Source organism: Arthrobacter sp. BG3, from assembly GCF_056680185.1.
The window spans coordinates 2,763,259-2,783,247 of record NZ_CM155270.1 but is presented as its reverse complement, the minus strand read 5'-3'; the positions used below and the strand labels follow the sequence as shown (position 1 = coordinate 2,783,247).

Sequence of the window (19,989 nt, the reverse complement as noted above, 5' to 3'; positions counted from 1 at the left end):
TGTCGGCGGGATGATCGGCTGTCCTTGGCTCCGCAGCCCTGCCGCGGCGCTAGGCTGGTGGCATGGGCACCGTTCTCCGCACACCACCCGCCCCGCGGCCGGAACTTTACCGGTTCTCGCGGCTCGATTTCATCACGGCCGGCCTGTATGTGGCGGTGGCCGCCTTTTTCGCCGTCGCCGGCGGACTGCTGGTCCCGCTGATGCTCCAGCTCTCGCCGAACCCGGCCGTGGCGTCCTACTCCGTCAACCTGATCTTCTACGGCGGCATCGGCATCCTGGCCCTGGCCGCTGTCCGGCACGTCGCCGCCCGGGACCTTCGGGTGCTCGCGACGAGGCCGTGGTTCACCGCGATGATGGTCCCCCTGGCCGTGGTGGCCATGATGATCCTGACCGCGGTCCTGGTCTCGCTCTCCGGGCCGGTGCAGACATCCGCCAACCAGGCCGGCCTGCAGTCGCTGATGCAGCAGGTTCCGGCGTGGCTGATGGTGCCCCTGCTGGTGATTGTGGGGCCCTTTGTGGAGGAGTACATTTTCCGCCACCTGCTGGTCGGCAAGCTGAGCCGGAAGGTGAACCTCTGGGTGTGCTGCGTCCTGTCGGTGGTGCTGTTCGCGGCCCTGCACATTGTCGGCCAGGAGGAGCTGACCCTGCCGGTGCTGATGCCCTACCTTGCAATGGGCGCCGTCCTGGTGTTCGTCTACGTATGGACCGGGAAGAACGTGATGTTCTCCTACTTCGTCCACGCCTCCAAGAACCTGCTGGCGGTCGTCTTCATCTACGCCATTCCGCCGGACGTGATGGAGCAGCTCCAAAAAGTCCAGGGCTAATCGCCCAACCAGCAACGCGGGGTCCAAGCAACGCGGGGTCCAAGCAACGCGGGGTCACCTACGGCCCATCCCGGGGCCCCGCATGGGCGCGATGTGACCCCGCGTTGCCGGGATGGGGCGTGCTGCGGCGGGGTACGGCGCGCGGCACCGCTCGGCAAACGGCGGATCCTGGTGGCGGGATGAGGGCGAATCCGGCTCTGGCCGTCCGGGGGCGGATGGGCTATCTTGGGGACACTTCGCGATAGTTTGGGCGGGCTAGAGCGGCAACCTTTGTTGTGGGGAAGGACCGCCATGAAATCCCTAGCCTCCCGAGGCTCCACACCCGCCGCAGTCGCGGTGCCGGCGGCGCTCGTCACCCTGATCCTGACCCTGTCAGGCTGCATAACGGTCCCGCCCCCGGCTCCCCAGACTCCGCCAAGTACCGCGGCGGCAACGTCCCCGACGCCGGCTCCTCCGCCGCCCACATCCCCGCCTGTATCCACCCCGCCCGCCACGACGCCGACACCCTCGGTCCAGCCGCCGGCAGCCTGGTCCGACACAGTGGCGGCGGTCCGCTCCGGCGTTGCGAAGATCAATGTCACATTCTGCGACGGGGGCGGAGTCGGTACGGGTTTTCTGGTCAAGGACGATCTGATCGTGACTGCGGCCCACGTCGTGAAGGACCAGGCCGACATCAGCGTCAGCGTCGGAACGGACATCGTGAGCGCGGAGGTGCTGGGGGTCGATGAGCAGGCTGACCTCGCGCTCATCCGCACTGCCCGTCCGGTCGACGGCCACATCTTCGGCTTCGTGGGCGTTCCGCCGGAACTCGGCGAGGAGGTGGCGGCGCTGGGCTACCCCCTGGATGCCGACCTGACCTTCACCGCAGGCCGGGTCAGCGGACTCAACCGGGAGCAGACAATCGGCACCCGGACCGTCACCAACCTGATCCAGACGGACGCCGCCATCAACCCCGGGAACAGCGGAGGCCCCCTGCTGACGCTGGGGGGCGAGGTGGCCGGCGTCGTCAGCTCCAAACGGGCCTGGGTGTTCGGCACCAGTGGCCCCGACAACTTCAGTGCCGAGGGCACAGCGTTTGCCGTCGACGGCCGCAAGGCCGCCCTCGCGGTCGAGAGCTGGAGGAACCGCACCGCGGCTCTGCCGCCGGCAAGCTGCGGTGTGCCTCCCGCAGGTCAGGCCGGCTCCATCGCTGTCACCGTCAGCTCCAACCATCCCGAAGCCGTCAACATCGCGCGGAGCCTGGTGTTCCACGGCCAGTCGATCAACTTGGGCGCCTACGACCTCGCCTTCGCCATCCTGAGCCCCGAGATGCAGCAGCGGATGGGCGGACTGGAGACCTGGCGCTCAGGTCTGGGCTCCTCCTTCTGGCAAAGCCTGGACATCGCCGACGTCAAGGCGTCGGGATCGGAGCTGATCGCCTCCGTCCGGCTCCGGACGGTCCAGGATGCCGAGCACGGGCCCTCCGGCCAGACCTGCTCGGACTGGGCCCTGGACTATCTCATGCAGTGGGACGGGTCGATCTGGCGCATCGCGGATTCCTCCACCCCGCAAGGGCCGCCGACGGCGTGCTGAGACACAAGACCTGCCGCCTGCCCCGCCCAAACCACGCAACGCGGGGTCACCTACGGCCCATTCCGGGGCCCCGCATGGGCGCGATGTGACCCCGCGTTGCTGGGTCGTGGGGGGCGGAAACCTCCGCGGGCGCCTACCGCGGGCCGGGCCGACGTCGTAGGTTCTTTCCATGACACTGAACATCCAGATCGCCGTCGACTGCCGGAACCCGCATGAGCTCGCCGACTGGTGGGCCGAAACCCTCGACTGGGCCGTGGAGCCGCAGGACGAGAACTTCATCCGCTCCATGATCGAGCAGGGCTTCGCCACGGAGGCCGAAACCAAGCTGCACCATGGCCAAATCGTCTGGCGCACCGGGGCCGCCATCCGTCCGCCTGAGGACCTCGACGCCAAACCGCCCGCCCGGCGCATCCTGTTCCAGGCGGTCCCGGAGGCAAAAACCGTCAAAAACCGGATCCACTGGGACGTCAACCTGGCCGGCGCGGACAAGGACGAGGCGCGCAAAGCCCTCGAAGCGCGCGGCGCCACCTACCTCTGGACCGCCAGCGAGGGACCGCATTCCTGGCACACCATGGCGGACCCGGAAGGCAACGAGTTCTGCATCAGCTGAGGCGATTACTAGACTCGGACTGTGAGCAACGAAATCCCCGCCAAGGTGTCCGACGTCTTTGACCCCACCCGCTGGCGCACTGTGACCGGCTTCGACGACTTCCAGGACATGACGTACCACCGGCAGGTGGAGCGTTCCGCGGACGGCGCCGTGGTCCGCGACCTGCCCACGGTCCGCATCGCCTTCGACCGGCCCGAGGTGCGCAACGCCTTCCGCCCCGGCACCGTGGACGAGCTCTACCGCGCCATGGACCACGCCCGGATGACGCCGGACGTGGCCACGGTGCTGCTCACCGGCAACGGCCCTTCCCCGAAGGACGGCGGCCACTCGTTCTGCTCCGGCGGGGACCAGCGGATCCGCGGCCGCGACGGGTACCGGTACGCAGAGGGCGAGACCAAGGAGACCATCGACCCGGCCCGCGCCGGCCGGCTGCACATCCTCGAGGTCCAGCGGCTCATGCGGACCATGCCCAAGGTGGTCATCGCCGTCGTGAACGGCTGGGCCGCCGGCGGCGGGCACTCGCTGCACGTCGTCGCCGACCTGACCATCGCCTCCCGCGAGCACGGCAAGTTCAAGCAGACCGACGCCACGGTGGGCAGTTTCGACGCCGGCTACGGCTCCGCGCTGCTGGCCCGCCAGATCGGCCAGAAGGCCGCGCGGGAGATCTTCTTCCTGGCCCGCGAATACTCCGCCGAGGACATGGTCCGGCTGGGCGCCGTGAACGAGGCCGTGGACCACGAACGGCTCGAGGACGTCGCGCTGGAGTACGCCGCGGACATCGCCCGGCAGTCCCCGCAGGCCATCCGGATGCTCAAATTCGCCTTCAACCTGGCCGACGACGGCCTCGCCGGCCAGCAGGTCTTCGCCGGCGAAGCCACCCGGCTGGCCTACATGACGGACGAGGCGGTGGAAGGCAAGGAAGCCTTCCTGGAGAAGCGCGATCCGGACTGGTCCAAGTTCCCGTACTACTTCTAAGGCGGCCCTCATGACTTCCAGAGCTGTAAACATCGAGCCCGCCCTCACGGCGCTGGCCGCTGCCCTCGGCGGCGAGGGCCCCGCCGTCGAACTCTCCGCCGGGACCGACGGATCCACGGTCGTGGAGCTGGTCGAGACGCCCGGCTATGAGGACGCCGCCGTCGTGGTGCGGACCTCCGGTTCCACCGGCACGCCCAAGGCGACGGTCCTCACCGTGGATGCGCTGGCGGCGTCCTCCGTGGCGACCGCCTTCGCGCTCAAGGGCGAGGGCCAGTGGCTGCTGGCCCTGCCGGTGCAGTATGTGGCCGGGGTCCAGGTGCTGGTCCGCTCGCTGTTCGCCGGCACCAGGCCGTGGGCCATGGACCTCTCCGGCGGCTTCACCCCGGAGGCGTTCACCGCTGCGGCCCTGGAGCTCACGGACAAGATCCGCTTCACCTCGCTCGTGCCCACCCAGCTGCAGCGGCTGCTGGACGCGCCGTCGGACGACACCCTGGCGGTGCTGCGCCGCTTCAACGGCATCCTGCTCGGCGGCGGCCCCGCCTCGCCCGAACTTCTTGCCGCCGCCCGCGACGCCGGCGCCCGCGTGGTGACCACCTACGGCTCCGCGGAAACCTGCGGCGGCTGCGTCTACGACGGATTCCCGATCGAGGACGTGCTGGCCCGGGTGGAGGGGGACGGCCGGATCCTGCTGGGCGGCGCCACCCTTGCCGCCGGCTACCTCGGCGAACCCGGGCTCACCGCCGACGCCTTCTTCGAGGAGGACGGCGTCCGCTGGTACCGCACCAGCGATCTCGGCTCCATCGACGCCACCGGGAAGCTGACCGTCCTGGGCCGGGCCGACGACGTCGTCATCACCGGCGGCGTGAAGGTCTCCGCCGCGCACGTGCAGGCGGAGCTGGAGAAGCTCGACGGCGTGCGGGCCGCCTTCGTCGCCGGCGTCCCCTCCGCCGAGTGGGGCCAGGCGGTCGCCGCGTATGTGGCGGTGGCGGACAGCACCCCGCAGGGCCTCGAGGGCTTCACCGCGGGAGCCCCCTGGGCGCCGGCACTGGGCGCGCTGGCCCCGAAGACCGTGCTCGCCGCCGGTGAACTGCTGATGCTGCCCAACGGCAAACCGGACCGCCTGGGCATGACGGTTCGGCTCACCGAGCTGCATCAGGGAAAATAGATAAGCCGGGCACTCCCGGATTCGCCAAACCAACACGAGGTACTGACACGTGGCTACAGCCGCTCAATGGATCCAAGGCGCCCGACTGCGCACCCTGCCGGCCGCGATCGCGCCTGTCCTGATCGGTACGGCGGCCGCGTACGAGATGGACTCGTTCATTCCGCTCAACGCCGTCCTGGCCGCACTGGTGGCCCTGCTGCTGCAGATCGGCGTGAACTACGCCAACGACTACTCGGACGGCATCCGTGGCACCGATGAGGACCGGGTGGGACCGCTCCGGCTGGTCGGCTCCGGCGCCGCGAAGCCCGAGCACGTCAAGTACGCCGCGTTCGCCGCGTTCGGGCTGGCCATGGTGTTCGGCCTGGCGCTGGTGATCCTCTCGCAGACATGGTGGCTGATCCTGGTGGGCCTGGGCTGCGTCCTCGCCGCGTGGGGCTACACGGGCGGGAAGAATCCGTACGGGTACCTCGGCCTGGGCGATCTGTTCGTCTTCGTGTTCTTCGGGCTCGTGGCCACCCTCGGCACCACCTACACGCAGGCGGGGCAGATCAGCCTCGCCGCCATCATCGGCGCGATCGGCACGGGCCTCATCGCCTGCGCACTGCTCATGGCCAACAACGTCCGCGACATCCCCACCGACCGGAAGGCCGGGAAGAAGACCCTGGCCGTGCGGCTCGGCGACAAGCATGCCCGGGAAAGCTACGTGCTGATGCTGGGCGTCGCGATCCTGCTGCCGATAGTGCTGGCGCCTTCCCGGCCGTGGATGCTGATTGTGCTGCTGCTGATCCCGGCCAGCCTGATGCCGTCCTGGCTGATGATCGCCGGCCGGCGCCGCAAGAGCCTGATTCCCGTGCTCAAGCAGACCGGGTTGATCAACCTCGGCTATGCGGTGCTGTTCTCGCTGGGCCTGATCCTGAGCCACGGGTTCTAGGAGCGCTTCGGGCCCGCGGGTGCCGCGGTTCTGAGGCGCGCGGGAGCCGCGGGCCCGAGGCGCGCGGGAGCCGCGGGCCCGATCCTGAGCCACGGGTTCCAAGTGCGCTTCGGGAGCCGCGGGCGATGAGGCGCGCGAGAGCCAAGCGTCCCGCGGTTGCACAACCCCAGTGAGGAGCTAGGAGTCCTTCGGGCGGGCGTCCGTGTGGACGGTGATGTCCGGGTTCGCATCGACGAGGCGGTCTTCGACGTCGGCGTCTTCCACTTCCCCGGCACTGCGCAAAGGCTTGCCCTTGCCCGAGAACTGCCGCTGGAGCGACGCGGCAGCGGCGTCGCGCTGCTTCTGGAAGAAGATGAAGCTGATCGCGAACGCCATCATTCCTGCGCAGAGGACGGCCAGCAGCCAGCCGAGCTGGAGGTAGACGAACAGCGCGAACAAAGGCGCGAAGAGCGCCAGCCGGATCAGGGAGTATTTCAGGAAAGCCACACCCCAAGTTTAGCCGCCGGCAGCGGGCCCTCTCCACCGGGGCTGCATTGTGCGCTCCGGCAGGACAGGAGGCGCCGGGAAGTCCCCCGACGGCTAAACTGAAATCATGCTTCTCCGTGTAGTGGTTGCCGTCGCAGTACTCGTTGTCTTCGTCTACGGACTCATCGACGTGATCCGCACCGATTCGCGCCAAACCAAGGGAATTTCGAAGCCTGCCTGGATTGTCGTGCAGATCGTCCTTCCCGTGATCGGCGCCGTCCTTTGGTTCCTCATCGGCCGGCCGCGCGACACCGCCCCCGCGCGCACCAGCTACAGCCACACCCTCGCGCCCGACGACGACCCGGACTTCCTGCGCAACCTCGAAATCCGCCGCCGCAACCAGGCTGAAGCCGACCGGCTCAAGAAGCTCAAGGCCGAACTGGACGCCAAGGAACGCAAGGTCGACGGCGGCAAGGGCGCCTCGGACACCACCCACGGCTCCGAGTCCGGCGAGGCCCGCGGCAGCGGCGACACGCAGGGCACCGACGAGGTCAAGTAGCCCCAGTCCGGGCGCTCCCGGCTTCCCTCCCCGGCTGGCCCGCTTCCCTTCCCCGGGCCCTCCCGGCTTCCCTCCCCGGCTGGCCAGCACCGTAGCGTCCGACGCACCTTCCTGCCGGTCGCACGACCCACTTCTCCTCCACTCTGTGGATAACCTCGAAGCCCGCTCCTGACGGACGCAGAATGCTGGTATGCGACCTCCCAGCGAGCTTCCCCTGCAGCTTCGAAACCAGCCTTTCACCGTGGCCCAGGCCCGTGCTGCCGGGCTGAGCCGACGTCGAACCCGCGCTCAGGATCTCATCAGCCCCTGCCATGGAGTGCGCACCGCGGCCACCACAGAGGACACGTTGCTGGAACGATTGCGCGCCCTGGCCGCTGTGACCGGAGGCGTCGTGAGCCACCTGTCTGCAGCAGCGCTTTGGGGCTTCCCCCTGCCGCTGTCACTGGAGAACCTGGCTGTCATCCACCTGACGGGTGGTCCGGGCAAGCGGGCCGTGCGGCACAAGTATGTCGTGGGCCATCAGCAGTCGCTCGAGCCGGACGAGATCGTCGCCGGCATCTGGGTGAGCTGCACCTCACCCCTGCGGACGTGGTTCGACCTCGCCGGAATACTAAGCCCGGATGATTTAGTGATGGCCGGCGACTTCCTGTTGCGACGAAGGAATCCGCTGGCAACGGTCGATGCGCTGGAAGCCTTCCTCGCCGGGAAGAGGGGAAGGACAGGCTACCGGCGCGCCATGCGAGCCCGGAGCCTGATGCGCGCCAACACGGACTCCCCCAAAGAGACCGAGCTCCGGCTGCTGCTGGTTCGCCATGGTCTGCCGGAGCCCGGAGTCAACGTTCCGATCTTCGACGAGAACGGATGCTGGATCGAGGACCCGGACTTGTCCTATGAGCGGGAAAGGATCGCGATCCAGTACGACGGCGCGCATCACGCGGATCCGGCGCAGCGTCGCAGCGACATCTTCCGCGATGAAAGCGCCAGAGATGCCGGGTGGCGCGTTGTCGTATTGACGCAGCGGGACCTGGACCCGGTCGCATCCGGCCTGGACCCGACTGCAGTGAGCCGGGTACGGAGTGCGCTGACGGAGCGCGGGTGGACCCATCTGCCGGGCCCAGACCCACGTCGCAGGGCCCGCGCGCACCCATCTGACGGGAATGGCCGCTAGGCCGGGCGCCAGGTCACCCATCTGACGCGAATGGCCGCTATCCCAGGCACCCGGTCACCCATCTGACGCAAGTGGCCGCTAAGTCTGGCGCCTTAGCGGCCACTCGTGGTGAATGGGCACCCACCAGAATGGCATAGCGGCCGTTCGTGGCAAATTGATGAAGCATGTGGGCCGGCGCAGGCTTGAAAGGCGCTTCCGGACCAATCCCACGCTCGTTTCCGGACGCAGCTCCCCAGGCTCCGCCACCCATCTGACGCAAATGGCCGCTAAGTCGGGCGTCTTAGCGGCCACTTGTGGTGAATGGGCACCGACCGGAATGGCTTAACGGCCATTCGTGGCAAATCGATGAAGCATGCGGGCCAGCGCAGCCCTGGAAAGCACCCTGGGCCGAAACCAAGTTCATTTCCGAACAACGCTCCGCACCGAGTGTTACCCATCTGACCGAAATGGCCGCCAAGCCGAACCCGTGCCCGCCCATCTGACGCATATGGCCGCTAAGCCGGGCGCCAGGTCACCCATCTGACGCAAATGGCCGCTAAGCCGGTCGGCTTAGCGGCCATTCGTGACGAATCGCAGACAAGTGGTGCGGGCTACAGCCCCGAGTAGGAGTGCAGGCCGTTGAAGAACTGGTTCACGATGGTGAAGTTGAAGACCACGCAAAGGTAGCCCACGATCGACAGCCACGCCGCACGGGTTCCGGTCCAGCCGCGGGTGGCGCGGGCGTGCAGGTAGCCTGCGTAGACCACCCAGATCACGAAGGTCCAGACTTCCTTGGTGTCCCAGCCCCAGAAACGGCCCCAGGCCTTCTCGGCCCAGATCGCACCGAACATCAGCGTGAAGGTCCAGCCGACGAACGCGATGGCGTTGATCCGGTAGGAGAGGTTCTCGAGGCTCAGCGCTGACGGCACCAGGCGCATGAAGCCCAGCTTGTCGGTACCGCCGGCAGCGATGGACTTCTGCCGGTGCGACTGGACCAACTGCAGCGCCGACATCGCGAAGGTCAGGGTGAACAGCGCGGAGGACATCACGGCGATCGAGACGTGGATGATCAGCCAGTAGCTCTGCAGCGCGGGAACGAGGTGGCCCACCGGCGTCCAGTAAGCCACCGAGGCGGCCACCAGCATGATGATCGCCAGGCCCACCACGAAGGTGCCCAGGAAGCGCAGGTCGCGCTTGATCAGAACCACCAGGAAGACGGCCACCACCACGAACGCGCCGGTGGTCAGGAACTCGTACATGTTGCCCCACGGCACCCGGCCCGAGCCAATGGCCCTGGTGATGACGCCGGCCGCGTGGATGGCGACACCCAGCACCGTCAGGGCGACGGCCACCCGGGCGGGGGCGCGGCGCTCGGCGGAGTAGCGCATGGCGCCGTCGGCGGTCTGTCCGATGCCGGCAGCGTTCCCGGTAGCGGTGTGCGCCACGGACGACGACGGGCGCTCGGCCCGGCCAACGGGCCCGGCCACATCGGAATCGGCCCGGTCAACAGCCGCGGAAGAGGCGCCGACGCCGGCACCCACCGGAACACGGGCGGCCTCGGCGGCTGCCAGTTCGGCGGCCCGAAGGTCCACCGCGCGCAGCATTTTGCTGCTCTTGGCCAGATCCCAGGCGAAGGCGATGAATGCCACCGTGTAGGTCCCTGCCGCGAGGAGCATGAATAACTCGCTGTACTGGCCCATGGTTTCGTTGATGGGGAACATTACTGATCCTTCTTTGACTCGGAAGAGCCTGCTGTTGACTGGATGAAGTCTGCTGCGGGGTGGTCCGGGGAGTCCTGCTCAGCACCGGCACCGGGCAGCATGGTATCCGCCCGGCCATTATCCACTCCCCCGCTGGGAGCGGACTGGGAGTCGTCAAGATCCCAGGCGCCCGCGAGGAGTTTGCGGACCGCGGCAGCTTCGCTGGCAAGCCGGTGGTCTTCGCCGCGGGCCAGGAGCCCGTATTCGACCATGGTGCGGCCGTCGGAGTGGGTCCCGGTCCGGACCCAGACCCGGCGCCGGTTCACGTAGAGGGAGGTGACCAGGCCGGCCACCGCCAGGAGCGCGAAGATCAGGGCGTAGAGCTGGCCCGGGTTGTGGTGGATGTCGACGCCGACGTAGCGCTTCACGCCGTCGAAGCTGATGGTCCCCTTGCCGTCGGGCAGGGTGTGGGTGGCTCCCGGCGTCAGGACGATGCCCTTGGTCTCGAGGTTCCGGGCGTTGAGCGGGGTCAGCTTCTTCACATCGAGCTCGAAGACGTTCTGCGGGGATCCGTCGTTCAGGCCGAGGTCACCATAGTAGGAGTTCAAGGTCAGCTGCGGGTTGATCAGCTCGGGATCGCCACTGAAGGAGACGCCCTTGTCGGTGACGAAGGCCGTAGGCAGGAAGAAGCCGGCGAAGGCGAGCTGCTCCGGCTTGGCGTCGGGGACCTTGATGACCACGGAGGAGTAGTAGTTTTCGCCCTGGAGCTTGGCGACCACCGGACCCTGCATGGCGATGTTGCCGGCGCCGTCGCGGACTGTTACCACGGGGGCATAGCCGTTGCCCGTGAGGTACAGGCTGGTTCCGCCGAGGCTGAGCGGGTCGTTGACCTTCAGCACCTCTTTTTTGGCGGGGGCATCCGGGGTTTCCTTCGTGGTCACGTCGGCTTTGAAGTCGATGGGCTGGCCGAACTTGCCCTTGGATTCCCGGTCGAAGGTGATCTGGAATTTGTCCAGCTGGACCGAGTAGGGCTGCAGCTGGCTGCTCTGGAAGTTGGTGCCCGGCGTGAACTGGTCGTAGCCGACGAGGGTGTTCACGAAGGTGTCGCCCTCCACGAGGATCCGCTGCCCGCTGTAGCCGAACAGCCCGCCGACCGCCACGGACACGAGCACGCCGATCAGCGAGGTGTGGAAGACCAGGTTGCCGACTTCGCGCAGGAACCCGCGTTCGGCACCCAACGACGGCCGTGCGCCGTCGCGGTCGCGGACGTCGACGCGGTAGCCGCGCTTCTTCAGCAGCGCCGCGGCATCCGTGATGGCGCGCGACGCCGGGATCCCGGCGTCGGCGGGAATGACCAGCGTGCCGTATTCGGGCAGCCGGGACAGCCGTGCGGGCGTGCGCGGCGGCTGGGACCGCATCGCCTTGTAGTGCGCGATGGCCCGCGGGACCACGCAGCCGATCAGGGAGATGAACAGCAGGATGTAGATGGCGGAGAACCACGCCGAGGAGTACACATCGTAAAGCTGGAGCGAGTCGAGGATCTTGCCGTAGTCCGGGTGGTCCTTGATGTACTGCGTGACAACCGAGGGGTTGGTGGGCCGCTGCGGGAAGAGCGACCCGGGAACCGCGGCCACCGCCAGCATCAGCAGCAGGAACAGCGCGGTGCGCATGCTGGTCAGCTGGGTCCAGGCCCAGCGGAGCATGCCCATCGGGCCCAGCGTGGGCAGCACAGCCTCAGCCTTCGCAGCCGCGACAGGGCTGGCGTCGCCGGCGCGCCTGCTGCCGGACTTGCCGCCACGCTTGCTGCCGGACTTGCCGCCGCCGGACTTGCTGCCGGACTTGCCGCCGCCGGACGTGCTACCGGGCCGGCTGCCGGACTTGCCGCCGCCGGACGCGCCGTCGGGTTCGGCGCTGTCGGGTTCGGTGCCGTCGGGCGTGTTGCCGGGGGCTGGGGACTTCTTCTCTACGTTCACTCGCTCGCTCATCAGATCGGCAATTTCACATCGGTTTGGAACCAGTACTGCAACTCGGAGACCCAGGTCCCCCACACTCCGGTGGCCATCAGCAGGCCGAGCCCGACCAGGATCCCGCCGCCGATGCGCTGGATGGCGAGCCGGTGCTTGCGGAAGAAGGACATCACGCCGATGCCGCGGCGCACGGCCAGCGCGATCAGCAGGAAGGGGATGCCCAGACCAAGGCTATAGACAAACGCCAGGAACGCACCTTTGGCCGCCGAGGATCCACCGGAAAGGCTCAGCAGTTGCACCGCGGAGTAGGTGGGGCCGATGCACGGCGCCCAGCCCAGGCCGAAGGTGATGCCCAGCAGCGGCGCGCCCCACAGCCCGGCCGGCGGCTTGGACTGGATCTTCGCGTCGCGCTGCAGCCAGCCGAACCCGCCCATGAAGACGACACCCATAATGATCACGAGGACGCCCAGGACCTGGGTGATCCAGGCGTTCTGCGAGCCGGTGATCAGCGTCCCCAGCTGCCCGAACGCCCCGCCGAGCAGCACAAAGATCACCGAGAAGCCGAGCACAAAGAGCCCGATGCCGGCCAGCATGCGGCCGCGCTTCTGCTTCTGGAGGTCGACGCCGGTCAGTCCCGTGACGTAGCCCAGATACCCCGGCACGAGGGGCAGCACACAGGGAGAGAGGAAGGAGACGAAGCCGGCGAGCAGCGCCACGGGGATGGCAAGAAGCAGCGAACCGCTGAGGATGGCTTCGGCGAAGGGGCTGTTCACGGCGGGTGGCCTGTCCGCTACTCGGCCACGGCAGCGGCGATGAGGGACTTGAGGGTGCCCTTTTGGATTTCACCGAGGACACGGGACGCCACGCGGCCCTGCTTGTCCAGCACCAGCGTGGTGGGCACGGCCCCCGGGGGGACCAGGCCGGAAACGGCCAGCAGGACGGCGCCGTCCTTGTCGTTGAAACTCGGGTAGGTCAGGTTGAAGGTGCTGTCGAACGCGTCCGCAGTGGCCTTCTCGTCGCGGAGGTTGACGCCGAAGAACTGCACGCCCTGGCTCTTGAAGTCCTGGTGCAGGGCCTCCAGCGAGGGTGCCTCCACCCGGCACGGCGCGCAGGCCGCGAACCAGAAGTTCAGCACGGTCACCTTGCCCTGGAAAGCCTCGGCCGTCACCGCGGTGCCGTCGAAGAGCGTGCCCTTGATGGCAACGGGGCTCTTGCGGTCCGCGACGGCGAATTCCGTCACCGACCCGTCGCCGGCCACGTAGTTCTTGTTGTCGCCGGCCTTGGCCTGTTTGGCCAGCGCATCCTCCTGGGCACAGCCCGAGAGGCCCAGCACGACGGCGAGGGCCGCACCGCCCGCTGTCAGGACGCTGCGGCGGGACACGGGTGACGCGCTTCCGCGGTTTCCGGCCATGTCAGGCTCCGGGGGTGCTGGACGCACCGGGAAGAAGGGCGGCGGCAGGCTCGCTGTACTCGACCCGCAGGAGGTTCCCGGCGTCGTCGAACACCAGGGAGGTGACCGAGGTGAGGGTGCATTCGCGTTTGCGCGGATCATGCCACAGGGGCTTGCCCTCGGCGCTGAGCCTGGTGGCCCAGATCGGCAGCTGGTGGCTGACGAGAATCGCTTCGGCCCCTTCGCCGCCAAGTTCGATGGCCCGCAGCCGGGCATCGTGGACAGCGGCGATGACACGGGCGGCCTGTTCCTTGTAGGGCTCGCCCCAGGACGGCCGGAACGGGTTGCGCAGCATGGGCCAGTGCTTCGGCTTGAGGATCTCCGCCTTGTCGACGTGGAGCCCCTCGAAGTAGTTTTCGGCCTCGATGATCCGGGCCTCGGTGGTGATCGCAAGGTTCAGGGCGTCGGCGATGGGCTGGGCCGTCTCCTGCGCGCGGGTCAGCGGCGAGGCGGCGAGGTGGACAATCTTCGCCCCCTGCGCGGACCGCTCGCTGAAGTGCTCCGCAAGCATCCGGGCCATCTCCCGCCCGAGCTCGGACAGGTGGAACTCGGGCAGTCTGCCGTACAGGACGCCGTCGGGATTGTAGACCTCGCCGTGGCGGAGCAAATGAACAGTGGCTTGGGGCATGTGTACCAGTTTCTCAAAGGGCAGGGGCAATGACGAAATCTTCTACAAGAAGTAGAACTCAAGAGTTTTTCGAAATGTTCCCCGGAGTTGGAATAAAAGATGCAAATGCATGTTTATACTGGGTGAAGCAGTTAGTTGAGACTTCAACAAATGAAGCTTTGGCTGACGATCAGACCCACTGCACGACCCACCCGACACAAGGAGCAGTACCATGGCACTTCCCGCTAACGTCACCACCGGCACCTGGACCCTCGACAACTCGCACAGCGAGATTGCCTTCACCGTCCGCCACGCCGGCATCAGCAAGGTCCGCGGCCAGTTCAAGGATGCCGAGGCCACCCTGGACCTCGCCGAGAACGTTGCCGACTCGAAGGTCAACGCCTCGATCAAGACCGCGAGCTTCGACTCCGGCGACGCCAACCGCGACGGCCACGTCCGCGGCGAAGATTTCTTCGACGTCGAGAAGTTCCCGGAAATCTCCTTCGTCTCCAGCAACATCGTCTCCAAGGGTGACGCCTACGAGCTCCAGGGCGAGCTCACCATCAAGGGTGTTACCCGTCCGGTGGCCCTCGAGACCGAATTCAACGGCGTTGCCGTCGACCCGTTCGGGATGACCCGCGCCGGCCTGTCCGCCGAGACCACGATCAGCCGCAAGGACTTCGGCCTGACCTGGAACGCAGTCCTCGAAGCCGGCGGCGTGCTCGTCAGCGACAAGGTTGCCGTCAACCTCGAACTGGCCTTCATCGCTCCCGCAGCCTAGTCTCTGAACGCTTTGCCGGCCGGTCGCCAGGCGACTGGCCGGCCGGCGGCCACGCGCCGCCGGCACCCCGCTTCGTCCGTGTAATGGAGCGGGGTGTTTTGCGTTCAGCCCGGAGTGCTGTCGGAGCCGCAGCCGGGCCTTCCGCGCCGTCCGGCGGTCCCCTGTTTCGCGGCGTCCCGACATGCTCCGCAACACGCTCCGATTCCCTAGATACCGGCACATCCGCGGTCTACAGTGAGAGCCATGAGCAACCCCCATGAGGTCCCTCCTCGGCAGCAGCCGGGTGCCCAGCCCCCGACGGCGGGCAACGTTCCGCCCGCAGGCTCCGAGCCGCCCCGGGCCTCATGGCCCGAGTCCGGTGGGAACCAGCCGCCGGGGAACCAGGTGCCTCCGGCTTACTCGACGCCGCCGGGGAACCAGCCCCCTCCCGATTACCAGGCGAAGGGGCAAGCGCCGGGCCGGTTCCGCTTCGAAATGCCCTCGGACCGGCCCCGGAACTTCAACGACGCAATGCCCGTCGGCGGGTTCTCCGGCATGTTTACGGTCACAGCGATGCCAACAGAGCTGAAAGTCTCCTATTGGATCTGGCTCATCGGTGGACTGTTGGGCCTGCTCGGCGGTGTCATCGGACTCTTTGGGTCATTCGTGCTCCTGGCAGTTATCCCGCCCCTGGGTTTCGTGGTGCTCCTGCTGGTGCTGGTGGCACTTGCACTCGCAGCGGCCCAGATCATCCTGAGCATCAAGATGAAGGAAGGGCGCGAGTGGGCCCGCTTCGCCCTTACGATCGTCGCAGGAATCTCCCTCCTGCTGGCCATCCTCAACGCCGCCGCCGCCGAGGGCCGGGGTGGCGGGAGCTGGCCCAGCTTCATCATCAGCCTGGCTGCGGTTGTGCTGATGTGGCTGCCCAACTCGCAGGCATGGTTCGTCTCGATGCGGGGCCGCATCTGAACGTCGGCTCAACAGACAGCACCATCCGGCTTAACAGACAGCACCATCCGGCTTAAGAGACGGCACCACCGGCTTAAGCAGGACTCCATCCGGGCTTCATTCGGACTCCGCGTGGGCGCCCGAGAATACCTCTCAGGAATGATCCGCGCGGGCGGCGGCGCGCGGTACGGTGGACCTAAACCATGCTGGGGGCAGGGCAGGAAGCTGTTTCCGGTATCTGAACCAGTCCGCCACGCAAAGGAACGCCAATGAGCATCCCGCCAGTCCCGCCGAAGAACCCGGACGCCCCCGAGCCCGGCGAACAGCCCACACCCCGCTACGGCCAGAACGCACCCCAGTCCGGCCAGCAGCCGCCGTCCGCCCCGCAGTACGGGCAGACTCCTCCCGCCGCGCCCCAATACGGCCAGGCCCCGTCCGCGCCGCAGTACGGCCAGCAGGCGCCGCAGTACGGGCAGAACGCCCCGCACATTCCCCAGTACGGCCAGAACGCACCGCAGTCCAACCAGCCCCAGTACAACCAGCAGACCCCGCAATATGGGCAGCCCGGGTACGGCCAGCAGGCGCCCCAGTACGGCCAGCCCGGGTACGGCCAGCAGACCCCGCAGTACGGCCAGTCCCCCTACAGCCAGTACCCCTCGGACCAGCCGGTGGCCAAGACGGGCACGCCCCAGCTCGTCAACACGGCCTTCTGGCTCATCGTCGCGTCCGGTGTCATCTGGGTGATCTCCCTCCTGGTGTCGATAGGCATGGTCGACTCCCCCGAAATGCGGAACGCGTTCAATCAGCAGATGGCCGGCAGCGGCGCCGACGTCAGGTTCGAGGACATCAGGGGATTCCTGATCGGAAGCATCGTGGTTTTCGCCGTAATCGGCGCCGGGCTCTACGCCCTCGTGGCCCTGAACGTGCGCAAGGGCAAGAACTGGGCACGGATCCTCGGCACGGTCTTCGCCGCCCTGTCGATCTTCGGCCTTCTGCCGCTGAGCCTTGGCACCCTTGCCGCCGTCCTGGGCATCGCAGGCATCGTCATGCTGTACCTGCCGGCGACGTCCCCGTACTTCGCCAAGCGGCAGCCGTTCGCCAACCCGTACGGGCAGCCGGGCGCGCCCTTCTAAGCAACAGGTCTAAGCACCAGGCACCAGGCACCAGCGCAGGGTCGCGGGAGCCGGACGGGCTGACTAGAAACTAGTCAGCATCCTCCGGGTCCTGCGCCCTTTGTGCGTGATAGGCAAGGATCTGCAGTTCAGTGGCCATGTCCACCTTGCGCAGGTTGACCCCGGGCGGCACCTGCAGCATCACCGGGGCAAAACTGAGGATGCTCCGCACACCGGCGGCAATTACCCGGTCGCAGACGTCCTGCGCCACGGCGGCCGGCAGTGCCAGCACCACCATGTTGGCTCCGGTCCGCTGCAGCACGGCTTCGAGGTCGGCCGCATCGCTGACACGCAGCCAGCCCACCTCGCTGCCCACCACCATCTGGTCCGCATCGAAAATCGCAACAATGTCGAAGCCCCGGGATTCGAACCCGCCGTACCGGGCCAGCGCCTTGCCAAGGTTGCCGGCGCCGACGATGGCGACTTTCCAGTCGTGCGTCAGGCCCAGCGCCGCGGCAATGTGCCGGTTGAGGTACTGCACTTCATAACCGACGCCACGGGTCCCGTAGGAGCCCACATAGGACAGGTCTTTGCGAAGAGTGGAGGAGCTGACGCCTGAGGCCTCGGCCAGGGATTCGGACGAGACACGGTCGATGCCCTCCCCGAGCAGGGTGGTGAGGGCGCGCAGGTAGATGGTCAGCCGGGCCACGGCCGCGGGCGGTATCTGCTTGGCGGCAGTCCCTGCTCCCCCGGGCATCGCCTCAGGGGATGAATCCAGCGAAGTCACTATCTGCTCCATTGAGTGGCGTTATGTCTTCCACTCTAGAGGTCCTGCAGTTCAGCGAACAAAGCAGGCCCATCCGGCCCGTCAGGCCTGCTGGCCCAGTGCGCGCCGCAGCGTGCGCTCCAGCCGGGTTTCGTCGATCTTCCAGAAGTCCCGCTGGACACCGTCCACCAGCAGCACCGGAATCTCCTCCGCAAAGCGTTCCCGCAGGTCGGCGTCGTCGTCCACCGGCTGCTCCCGCCAGCCGATCCCGAGGCTCTTTGTGACGCGGTCGACGGCGGCGCGCGCCGCCGAGCAGAGGTGGCAGTCAGCTTTGGTGACGAGGACGACGTCGGGGATTGGCATGGCTCCACGGTAGCCCGGGAGCCCGTTCGGCGTCGACGCGGCAGACATATCCGACACCGCTGCGGCCCCGGCGACGGGAACGGGCGTGGGCTTTGACTAGACTCGTGGCATGTCCGAAGAGAAGTACGTCGCTGTGGTCACGGCGCCGGCTGCAGCACCGCAGCACGGCGAGGCCGCGTTCTTCGACGTCGACAACACCCTCATGCGGGGGGCCAGCCTGTTCCATGTGGCCCGTAAGATGCACCAGCGCGGGGCCTTCACGATTCCCCAGGCGATCGGGATTGCCTGGAAACAGCTTATGTTCGTGCTCCGCGGCGAGAAGTTGGATGACGTCCACGCCGTTCGCGACACGGCCCTGGGCCTGGCCTGCGGCATCACCGTGAAGGACATTGAGGCCCTCGGCGAAGAAGTATATGACGAGATGATTGAATCCCGGATCTGGCCGGGGGCCAAGGCCCTGGCCGAGCAGCACCTCCGGGTGGGCCGCAAGGTCTGGCTCGTGACGGCGACACCGATCGAGGTGGCCACGGTCATCTCGACCCGGCTGGGCCTCACCGGGGCCCTGGGCACCGTAGGCGAAGTCCGGGACGGCGCCTACACCGGACGGCTGGTCGGCGAGATCCTGCACGGTCCTGCCAAGGCCGTGGCCGTGAGCGCGGTGGCCGAGGCAGAGGGTCTGGACCTGAGCCGGTGCTGGGCGTACAGCGATTCGCACAACGACGTCCCGCTGCTGAGCATGGTGGGCCATCCCGTGGCCATCAACCCCGATGCCCGGCTCCGCCGCCATGCCCGCGAAAACAACTGGCCGGTCTATGACTTCCGCTCCGGACGGCGCGCGGCCACCCTGGGGCTAAAGGCCGCCACCGTCGGAGGGGCCATCTACGGCCTCTGGCGGGGGTTCTCCCGCTTCCGCGGCCCCACCGTCTGACCCGCGACCCGGCCGGCCCCTGCCGCGCCGTCTCCCGCTGCGCTTCCGGCCCGGCGCTACGCTCCCGGCCCTGCGCTACACTTCCGGCCCGGCGCTACGCTTCCGGCCCTGCGCTACCCGGATCCGGGTCGCGTCCCTCCGAATCCGCGTCGCCTGTCCGAAAACGCATCGCCCGGCCAAAAAAGCGCCGCCCGGCCAAAAGCGCCGCGGCCGTCCGGAACGCGCGCGGAAACCCCAAAGAAAATGCCCGCTGCCTGGAAGGCAACGGGCATTCACATGATGCGAAGTATCTCTACTTCTTATTGCGACGCTGGTGGCGCGTCTTGCGAAGCAGCTTGCGGTGCTTCTTCTTGGCCATACGCTTGCGACGCTTCTTAATAACTGAACCCACGAAAGTTCCTTACCGGCTAGATGCAGTACCTGCCTGTTGGAAAGGGTCCGCGGGCTAAGCAGCAGACTGTACAACTGACAGGTTCTTACAATGACGTAAAACGTTCCTTAACAGGGTACCGCCTCTCGGGGGCACACCACGACCGCAGGCGCCATCCTGGGCCCGCGGATTCTTATTCCCGCCGCAGAAGACGCCGGATGCTCAGGCGGTTTCCGTGTTCCCGTCGACGACAGCACCTTTGAGGTACTGGTCGACGGCGGTTTCCGGCACCCGGTAGGAGCGCCCGAAGCGGACCGCCGGCATCTCGCCGGAATGGACAAGGCGGTACACGGTCATTTTGGATACACGCATGACGTCCGCGACTTCGGCCACGGTCAAGAAGCGTGCGTTGGAGAAGTTAGCCTCCGAAGACATTTCCCTATTCCTTTACTCAAGCGAACGGCAGCCCCATCAAAACGACATGGCGGTGTGCCGATGCTGAGCCATCAAACAACCATGTACTAGATACTGTAGGGGCTGATGGTGCCCCTGTGAAAGAGTTGCGCGGGATTGCAGGGCCCCGGGGCGCAGATCCGGCGGCTCCGCGGCCCCTTCCCTGCCCGCCGCAGGTCCGGCGGAGGGCCTGCCCCGCTGGCCGCCGCAGGTCCGGCGGAGGGCCTGCCCCGCTGGCCGCCGCAGGTCCGGCGGAGGGCCTGCCCCGCTGGCCGCCGCCGGTCCGGGGAAGGCCCGCCACGCTGCCCGCTGCAGGT

General features: G+C 67.5%; 22 protein-coding genes. 12 read left to right on the top strand and 10 right to left on the bottom strand.

The window, feature by feature from the left end; translation table 11 throughout:
* The first annotated feature begins 62 nt into the window (after positions 1–62).
* From AC1MFL_RS12505 to AC1MFL_RS12480, 6 genes are all read left to right on the top strand, one after another.
* Entirely contained in the window at positions 63–824 is a 762-nt protein-coding gene (locus AC1MFL_RS12505; RefSeq protein WP_479810137.1) for a CPBP family intramembrane glutamic endopeptidase, read from the top strand.
* Between the two features lie 291 nt (positions 825–1,115).
* Entirely contained in the window at positions 1,116–2,396 is a 1,281-nt protein-coding gene (locus AC1MFL_RS12500; RefSeq protein WP_479810136.1) for a S1C family serine protease, read from the top strand.
* Positions 2,397–2,565: 169 nt separating this feature from the next.
* Positions 2,566–3,006 (top strand): VOC family protein, encoded by a 441-nt coding sequence (locus tag AC1MFL_RS12495; protein WP_479810134.1) that lies wholly within the window; start codon positions 2,566–2,568, stop codon positions 3,004–3,006.
* Positions 3,007–3,027: 21 nt separating this feature from the next.
* Positions 3,028–3,981 carry a 1,4-dihydroxy-2-naphthoyl-CoA synthase gene (locus tag AC1MFL_RS12490; RefSeq protein ID WP_479810132.1) on the top strand — a complete coding sequence of 318 codons (954 nt, stop codon included), beginning with the start codon at positions 3,028–3,030 and terminating at the stop codon, positions 3,979–3,981.
* A gap of 10 nt (positions 3,982–3,991) precedes the next feature.
* Complete coding sequence (locus AC1MFL_RS12485; protein ID WP_479810130.1) at positions 3,992–5,146, top strand: AMP-binding protein; 1,155 nt, start codon at positions 3,992–3,994, stop codon at positions 5,144–5,146.
* Between the two features lie 49 nt (positions 5,147–5,195).
* On the top strand, positions 5,196–6,077 hold the full coding sequence (locus AC1MFL_RS12480) for a 1,4-dihydroxy-2-naphthoate polyprenyltransferase (protein ID WP_479810129.1): 882 nt from the start codon (positions 5,196–5,198) through the stop codon (positions 6,075–6,077).
* Between the two features lie 177 nt (positions 6,078–6,254).
* Here the strand turns inward: AC1MFL_RS12480 and AC1MFL_RS12475 are convergent, their stop codons facing one another.
* The gene (locus AC1MFL_RS12475; RefSeq protein ID WP_301229706.1) at positions 6,255–6,563 is read right to left on the bottom strand and encodes a DUF4229 domain-containing protein; all 309 of its coding nucleotides are present in this window, start codon (positions 6,561–6,563) and stop codon (positions 6,255–6,257) included.
* Positions 6,564–6,669: 106 nt separating this feature from the next.
* Between AC1MFL_RS12475 and AC1MFL_RS12470 the strand changes: the two genes are divergently transcribed.
* Together AC1MFL_RS12470 and AC1MFL_RS12465 are read left to right on the top strand one after the other, a co-directional pair.
* Entirely contained in the window at positions 6,670–7,101 is a 432-nt protein-coding gene (locus AC1MFL_RS12470; protein WP_479810127.1) for a PLD nuclease N-terminal domain-containing protein, read from the top strand.
* A gap of 241 nt (positions 7,102–7,342) precedes the next feature.
* Positions 7,343–8,269, top strand: a complete 927-nt coding sequence (locus AC1MFL_RS12465; protein WP_479810126.1) for a hypothetical protein — start codon at positions 7,343–7,345, stop codon at positions 8,267–8,269.
* Between the two features lie 590 nt (positions 8,270–8,859).
* Here the strand turns inward: AC1MFL_RS12465 and ccsB are convergent.
* The 5 genes from ccsB to AC1MFL_RS12440 all read right to left on the bottom strand — a co-directional run bounded on the left by ccsB (position 8,860) and on the right by AC1MFL_RS12440 (position 13,993).
* Positions 8,860–9,969: a c-type cytochrome biogenesis protein CcsB gene (gene ccsB, locus AC1MFL_RS12460; protein ID WP_479810124.1), complete on the bottom strand. Its 1,110-nt coding sequence runs from the start codon at positions 9,967–9,969 to the stop codon at positions 8,860–8,862.
* The gene (gene resB / locus AC1MFL_RS12455; RefSeq protein ID WP_479815450.1) at positions 9,969–11,657 is read right to left on the bottom strand and encodes a cytochrome c biogenesis protein ResB; all 1,689 of its coding nucleotides are present in this window, start codon (positions 11,655–11,657) and stop codon (positions 9,969–9,971) included. The genes ccsB and resB overlap by 1 nt, the downstream gene beginning before the upstream one ends.
* Before the next feature lie 275 nt (positions 11,658–11,932).
* Positions 11,933–12,688 (bottom strand): cytochrome c biogenesis CcdA family protein, encoded by a 756-nt coding sequence (locus AC1MFL_RS12450; protein WP_479810122.1) that lies wholly within the window; start codon positions 12,686–12,688, stop codon positions 11,933–11,935.
* A 17-nt stretch (positions 12,689–12,705) separates the two neighbouring features.
* Positions 12,706–13,326, bottom strand: a complete 621-nt coding sequence (locus AC1MFL_RS12445) for a TlpA family protein disulfide reductase (RefSeq protein ID WP_479810120.1) — start codon at positions 13,324–13,326, stop codon at positions 12,706–12,708.
* A 1-nt stretch (position 13,327) separates the two neighbouring features.
* Positions 13,328–13,993, bottom strand: coding sequence for a histidine phosphatase family protein (locus tag AC1MFL_RS12440; protein WP_479810119.1), 666 nt, complete (start codon positions 13,991–13,993; stop codon positions 13,328–13,330).
* A 211-nt stretch (positions 13,994–14,204) separates the two neighbouring features.
* On the opposite strand from AC1MFL_RS12440, the gene AC1MFL_RS12435 reads away from it, so the two are divergent.
* The 3 genes from AC1MFL_RS12435 (at position 14,205) to AC1MFL_RS12425 (ending at position 16,813) form a co-directional block, all read left to right on the top strand.
* Positions 14,205–14,753, top strand: a complete 549-nt coding sequence (locus AC1MFL_RS12435) for a YceI family protein (protein WP_479810118.1) — start codon at positions 14,205–14,207, stop codon at positions 14,751–14,753.
* Between the two features lie 243 nt (positions 14,754–14,996).
* Positions 14,997–15,701 (top strand): hypothetical protein, encoded by a 705-nt coding sequence (locus tag AC1MFL_RS12430; protein WP_479810117.1) that lies wholly within the window; start codon positions 14,997–14,999, stop codon positions 15,699–15,701.
* 248 nt (positions 15,702–15,949) lie between these two features.
* Complete coding sequence (locus tag AC1MFL_RS12425) at positions 15,950–16,813, top strand: hypothetical protein (RefSeq protein ID WP_479810115.1); 864 nt, start codon at positions 15,950–15,952, stop codon at positions 16,811–16,813.
* Positions 16,814–16,883: 70 nt separating this feature from the next.
* On the opposite strand, the gene AC1MFL_RS12420 is transcribed toward AC1MFL_RS12425, so the two are convergent.
* Together AC1MFL_RS12420 and AC1MFL_RS12415 are read right to left on the bottom strand one after the other, a co-directional pair.
* Positions 16,884–17,579, bottom strand: a complete 696-nt coding sequence (locus AC1MFL_RS12420) for a redox-sensing transcriptional repressor Rex (RefSeq protein WP_479810114.1) — start codon at positions 17,577–17,579, stop codon at positions 16,884–16,886.
* Between the two features lie 81 nt (positions 17,580–17,660).
* Positions 17,661–17,921, bottom strand: coding sequence for a glutaredoxin family protein (locus AC1MFL_RS12415; RefSeq protein ID WP_479810112.1), 261 nt, complete (start codon positions 17,919–17,921; stop codon positions 17,661–17,663).
* Between the two features lie 109 nt (positions 17,922–18,030).
* Here AC1MFL_RS12415 and AC1MFL_RS12410 point away from each other — a divergent pair, with 109 nt between their 5' ends.
* Positions 18,031–18,849 (top strand): HAD family hydrolase, encoded by an 819-nt coding sequence (locus tag AC1MFL_RS12410; RefSeq protein ID WP_479810111.1) that lies wholly within the window; start codon positions 18,031–18,033, stop codon positions 18,847–18,849.
* A 292-nt stretch (positions 18,850–19,141) separates the two neighbouring features.
* Here AC1MFL_RS12410 and AC1MFL_RS12405 read toward each other — a convergent pair whose 3' ends face one another.
* Positions 19,142–19,240, bottom strand: coding sequence for a 30S ribosomal protein bS22 (locus AC1MFL_RS12405; protein WP_003792170.1), 99 nt, complete (start codon positions 19,238–19,240; stop codon positions 19,142–19,144).
* A gap of 201 nt (positions 19,241–19,441) precedes the next feature.
* Positions 19,442–19,654, bottom strand: a complete 213-nt coding sequence (locus tag AC1MFL_RS12400) for a helix-turn-helix domain-containing protein (protein WP_226760556.1) — start codon at positions 19,652–19,654, stop codon at positions 19,442–19,444.
* Positions 19,655–19,989 lie beyond the last annotated feature (335 nt).

Bases quoted from the DNA above. Each gene is read 5' to 3' on its own strand.
- AC1MFL_RS12435 (WP_479810118.1), top strand. From the start codon at position 14,205: ATGGCACTTCCCGCTAACGTCACCACCGGCACCTGGACCCTCGACAAC.
- AC1MFL_RS12485 (WP_479810130.1), top strand. From the start codon at position 3,992: ATGACTTCCAGAGCTGTAAACATCGAGCCCGCCCTCACGGCGCTGGCC.
- AC1MFL_RS12470 (WP_479810127.1), top strand. From the start codon at position 6,670: ATGCTTCTCCGTGTAGTGGTTGCCGTCGCAGTACTCGTTGTCTTCGTC.
- AC1MFL_RS12425 (WP_479810115.1), top strand. From the start codon at position 15,950: ATGAGCATCCCGCCAGTCCCGCCGAAGAACCCGGACGCCCCCGAGCCC.
- resB (WP_479815450.1), bottom strand. From the start codon at position 11,657: ATGGGCATGCTCCGCTGGGCCTGGACCCAGCTGACCAGCATGCGCACC.
- AC1MFL_RS12415 (WP_479810112.1), bottom strand. From the start codon at position 17,921: ATGCCAATCCCCGACGTCGTCCTCGTCACCAAAGCTGACTGCCACCTC.
- AC1MFL_RS12400 (WP_226760556.1), bottom strand. From the start codon at position 19,654: ATGTCTTCGGAGGCTAACTTCTCCAACGCACGCTTCTTGACCGTGGCC.
- AC1MFL_RS12445 (WP_479810120.1), bottom strand. From the start codon at position 13,326: ATGGCCGGAAACCGCGGAAGCGCGTCACCCGTGTCCCGCCGCAGCGTC.
- ccsB (WP_479810124.1), bottom strand. From the start codon at position 9,969: ATGTTCCCCATCAACGAAACCATGGGCCAGTACAGCGAGTTATTCATG.
- AC1MFL_RS12495 (WP_479810134.1), top strand. From the start codon at position 2,566: ATGACACTGAACATCCAGATCGCCGTCGACTGCCGGAACCCGCATGAG.
- AC1MFL_RS12505 (WP_479810137.1), top strand. From the start codon at position 63: ATGGGCACCGTTCTCCGCACACCACCCGCCCCGCGGCCGGAACTTTAC.
- AC1MFL_RS12430 (WP_479810117.1), top strand. From the start codon at position 14,997: ATGAGCAACCCCCATGAGGTCCCTCCTCGGCAGCAGCCGGGTGCCCAG.
- AC1MFL_RS12440 (WP_479810119.1), bottom strand. From the start codon at position 13,993: ATGCCCCAAGCCACTGTTCATTTGCTCCGCCACGGCGAGGTCTACAAT.
- AC1MFL_RS12500 (WP_479810136.1), top strand. From the start codon at position 1,116: ATGAAATCCCTAGCCTCCCGAGGCTCCACACCCGCCGCAGTCGCGGTG.
- AC1MFL_RS12410 (WP_479810111.1), top strand. From the start codon at position 18,031: ATGTCCGAAGAGAAGTACGTCGCTGTGGTCACGGCGCCGGCTGCAGCA.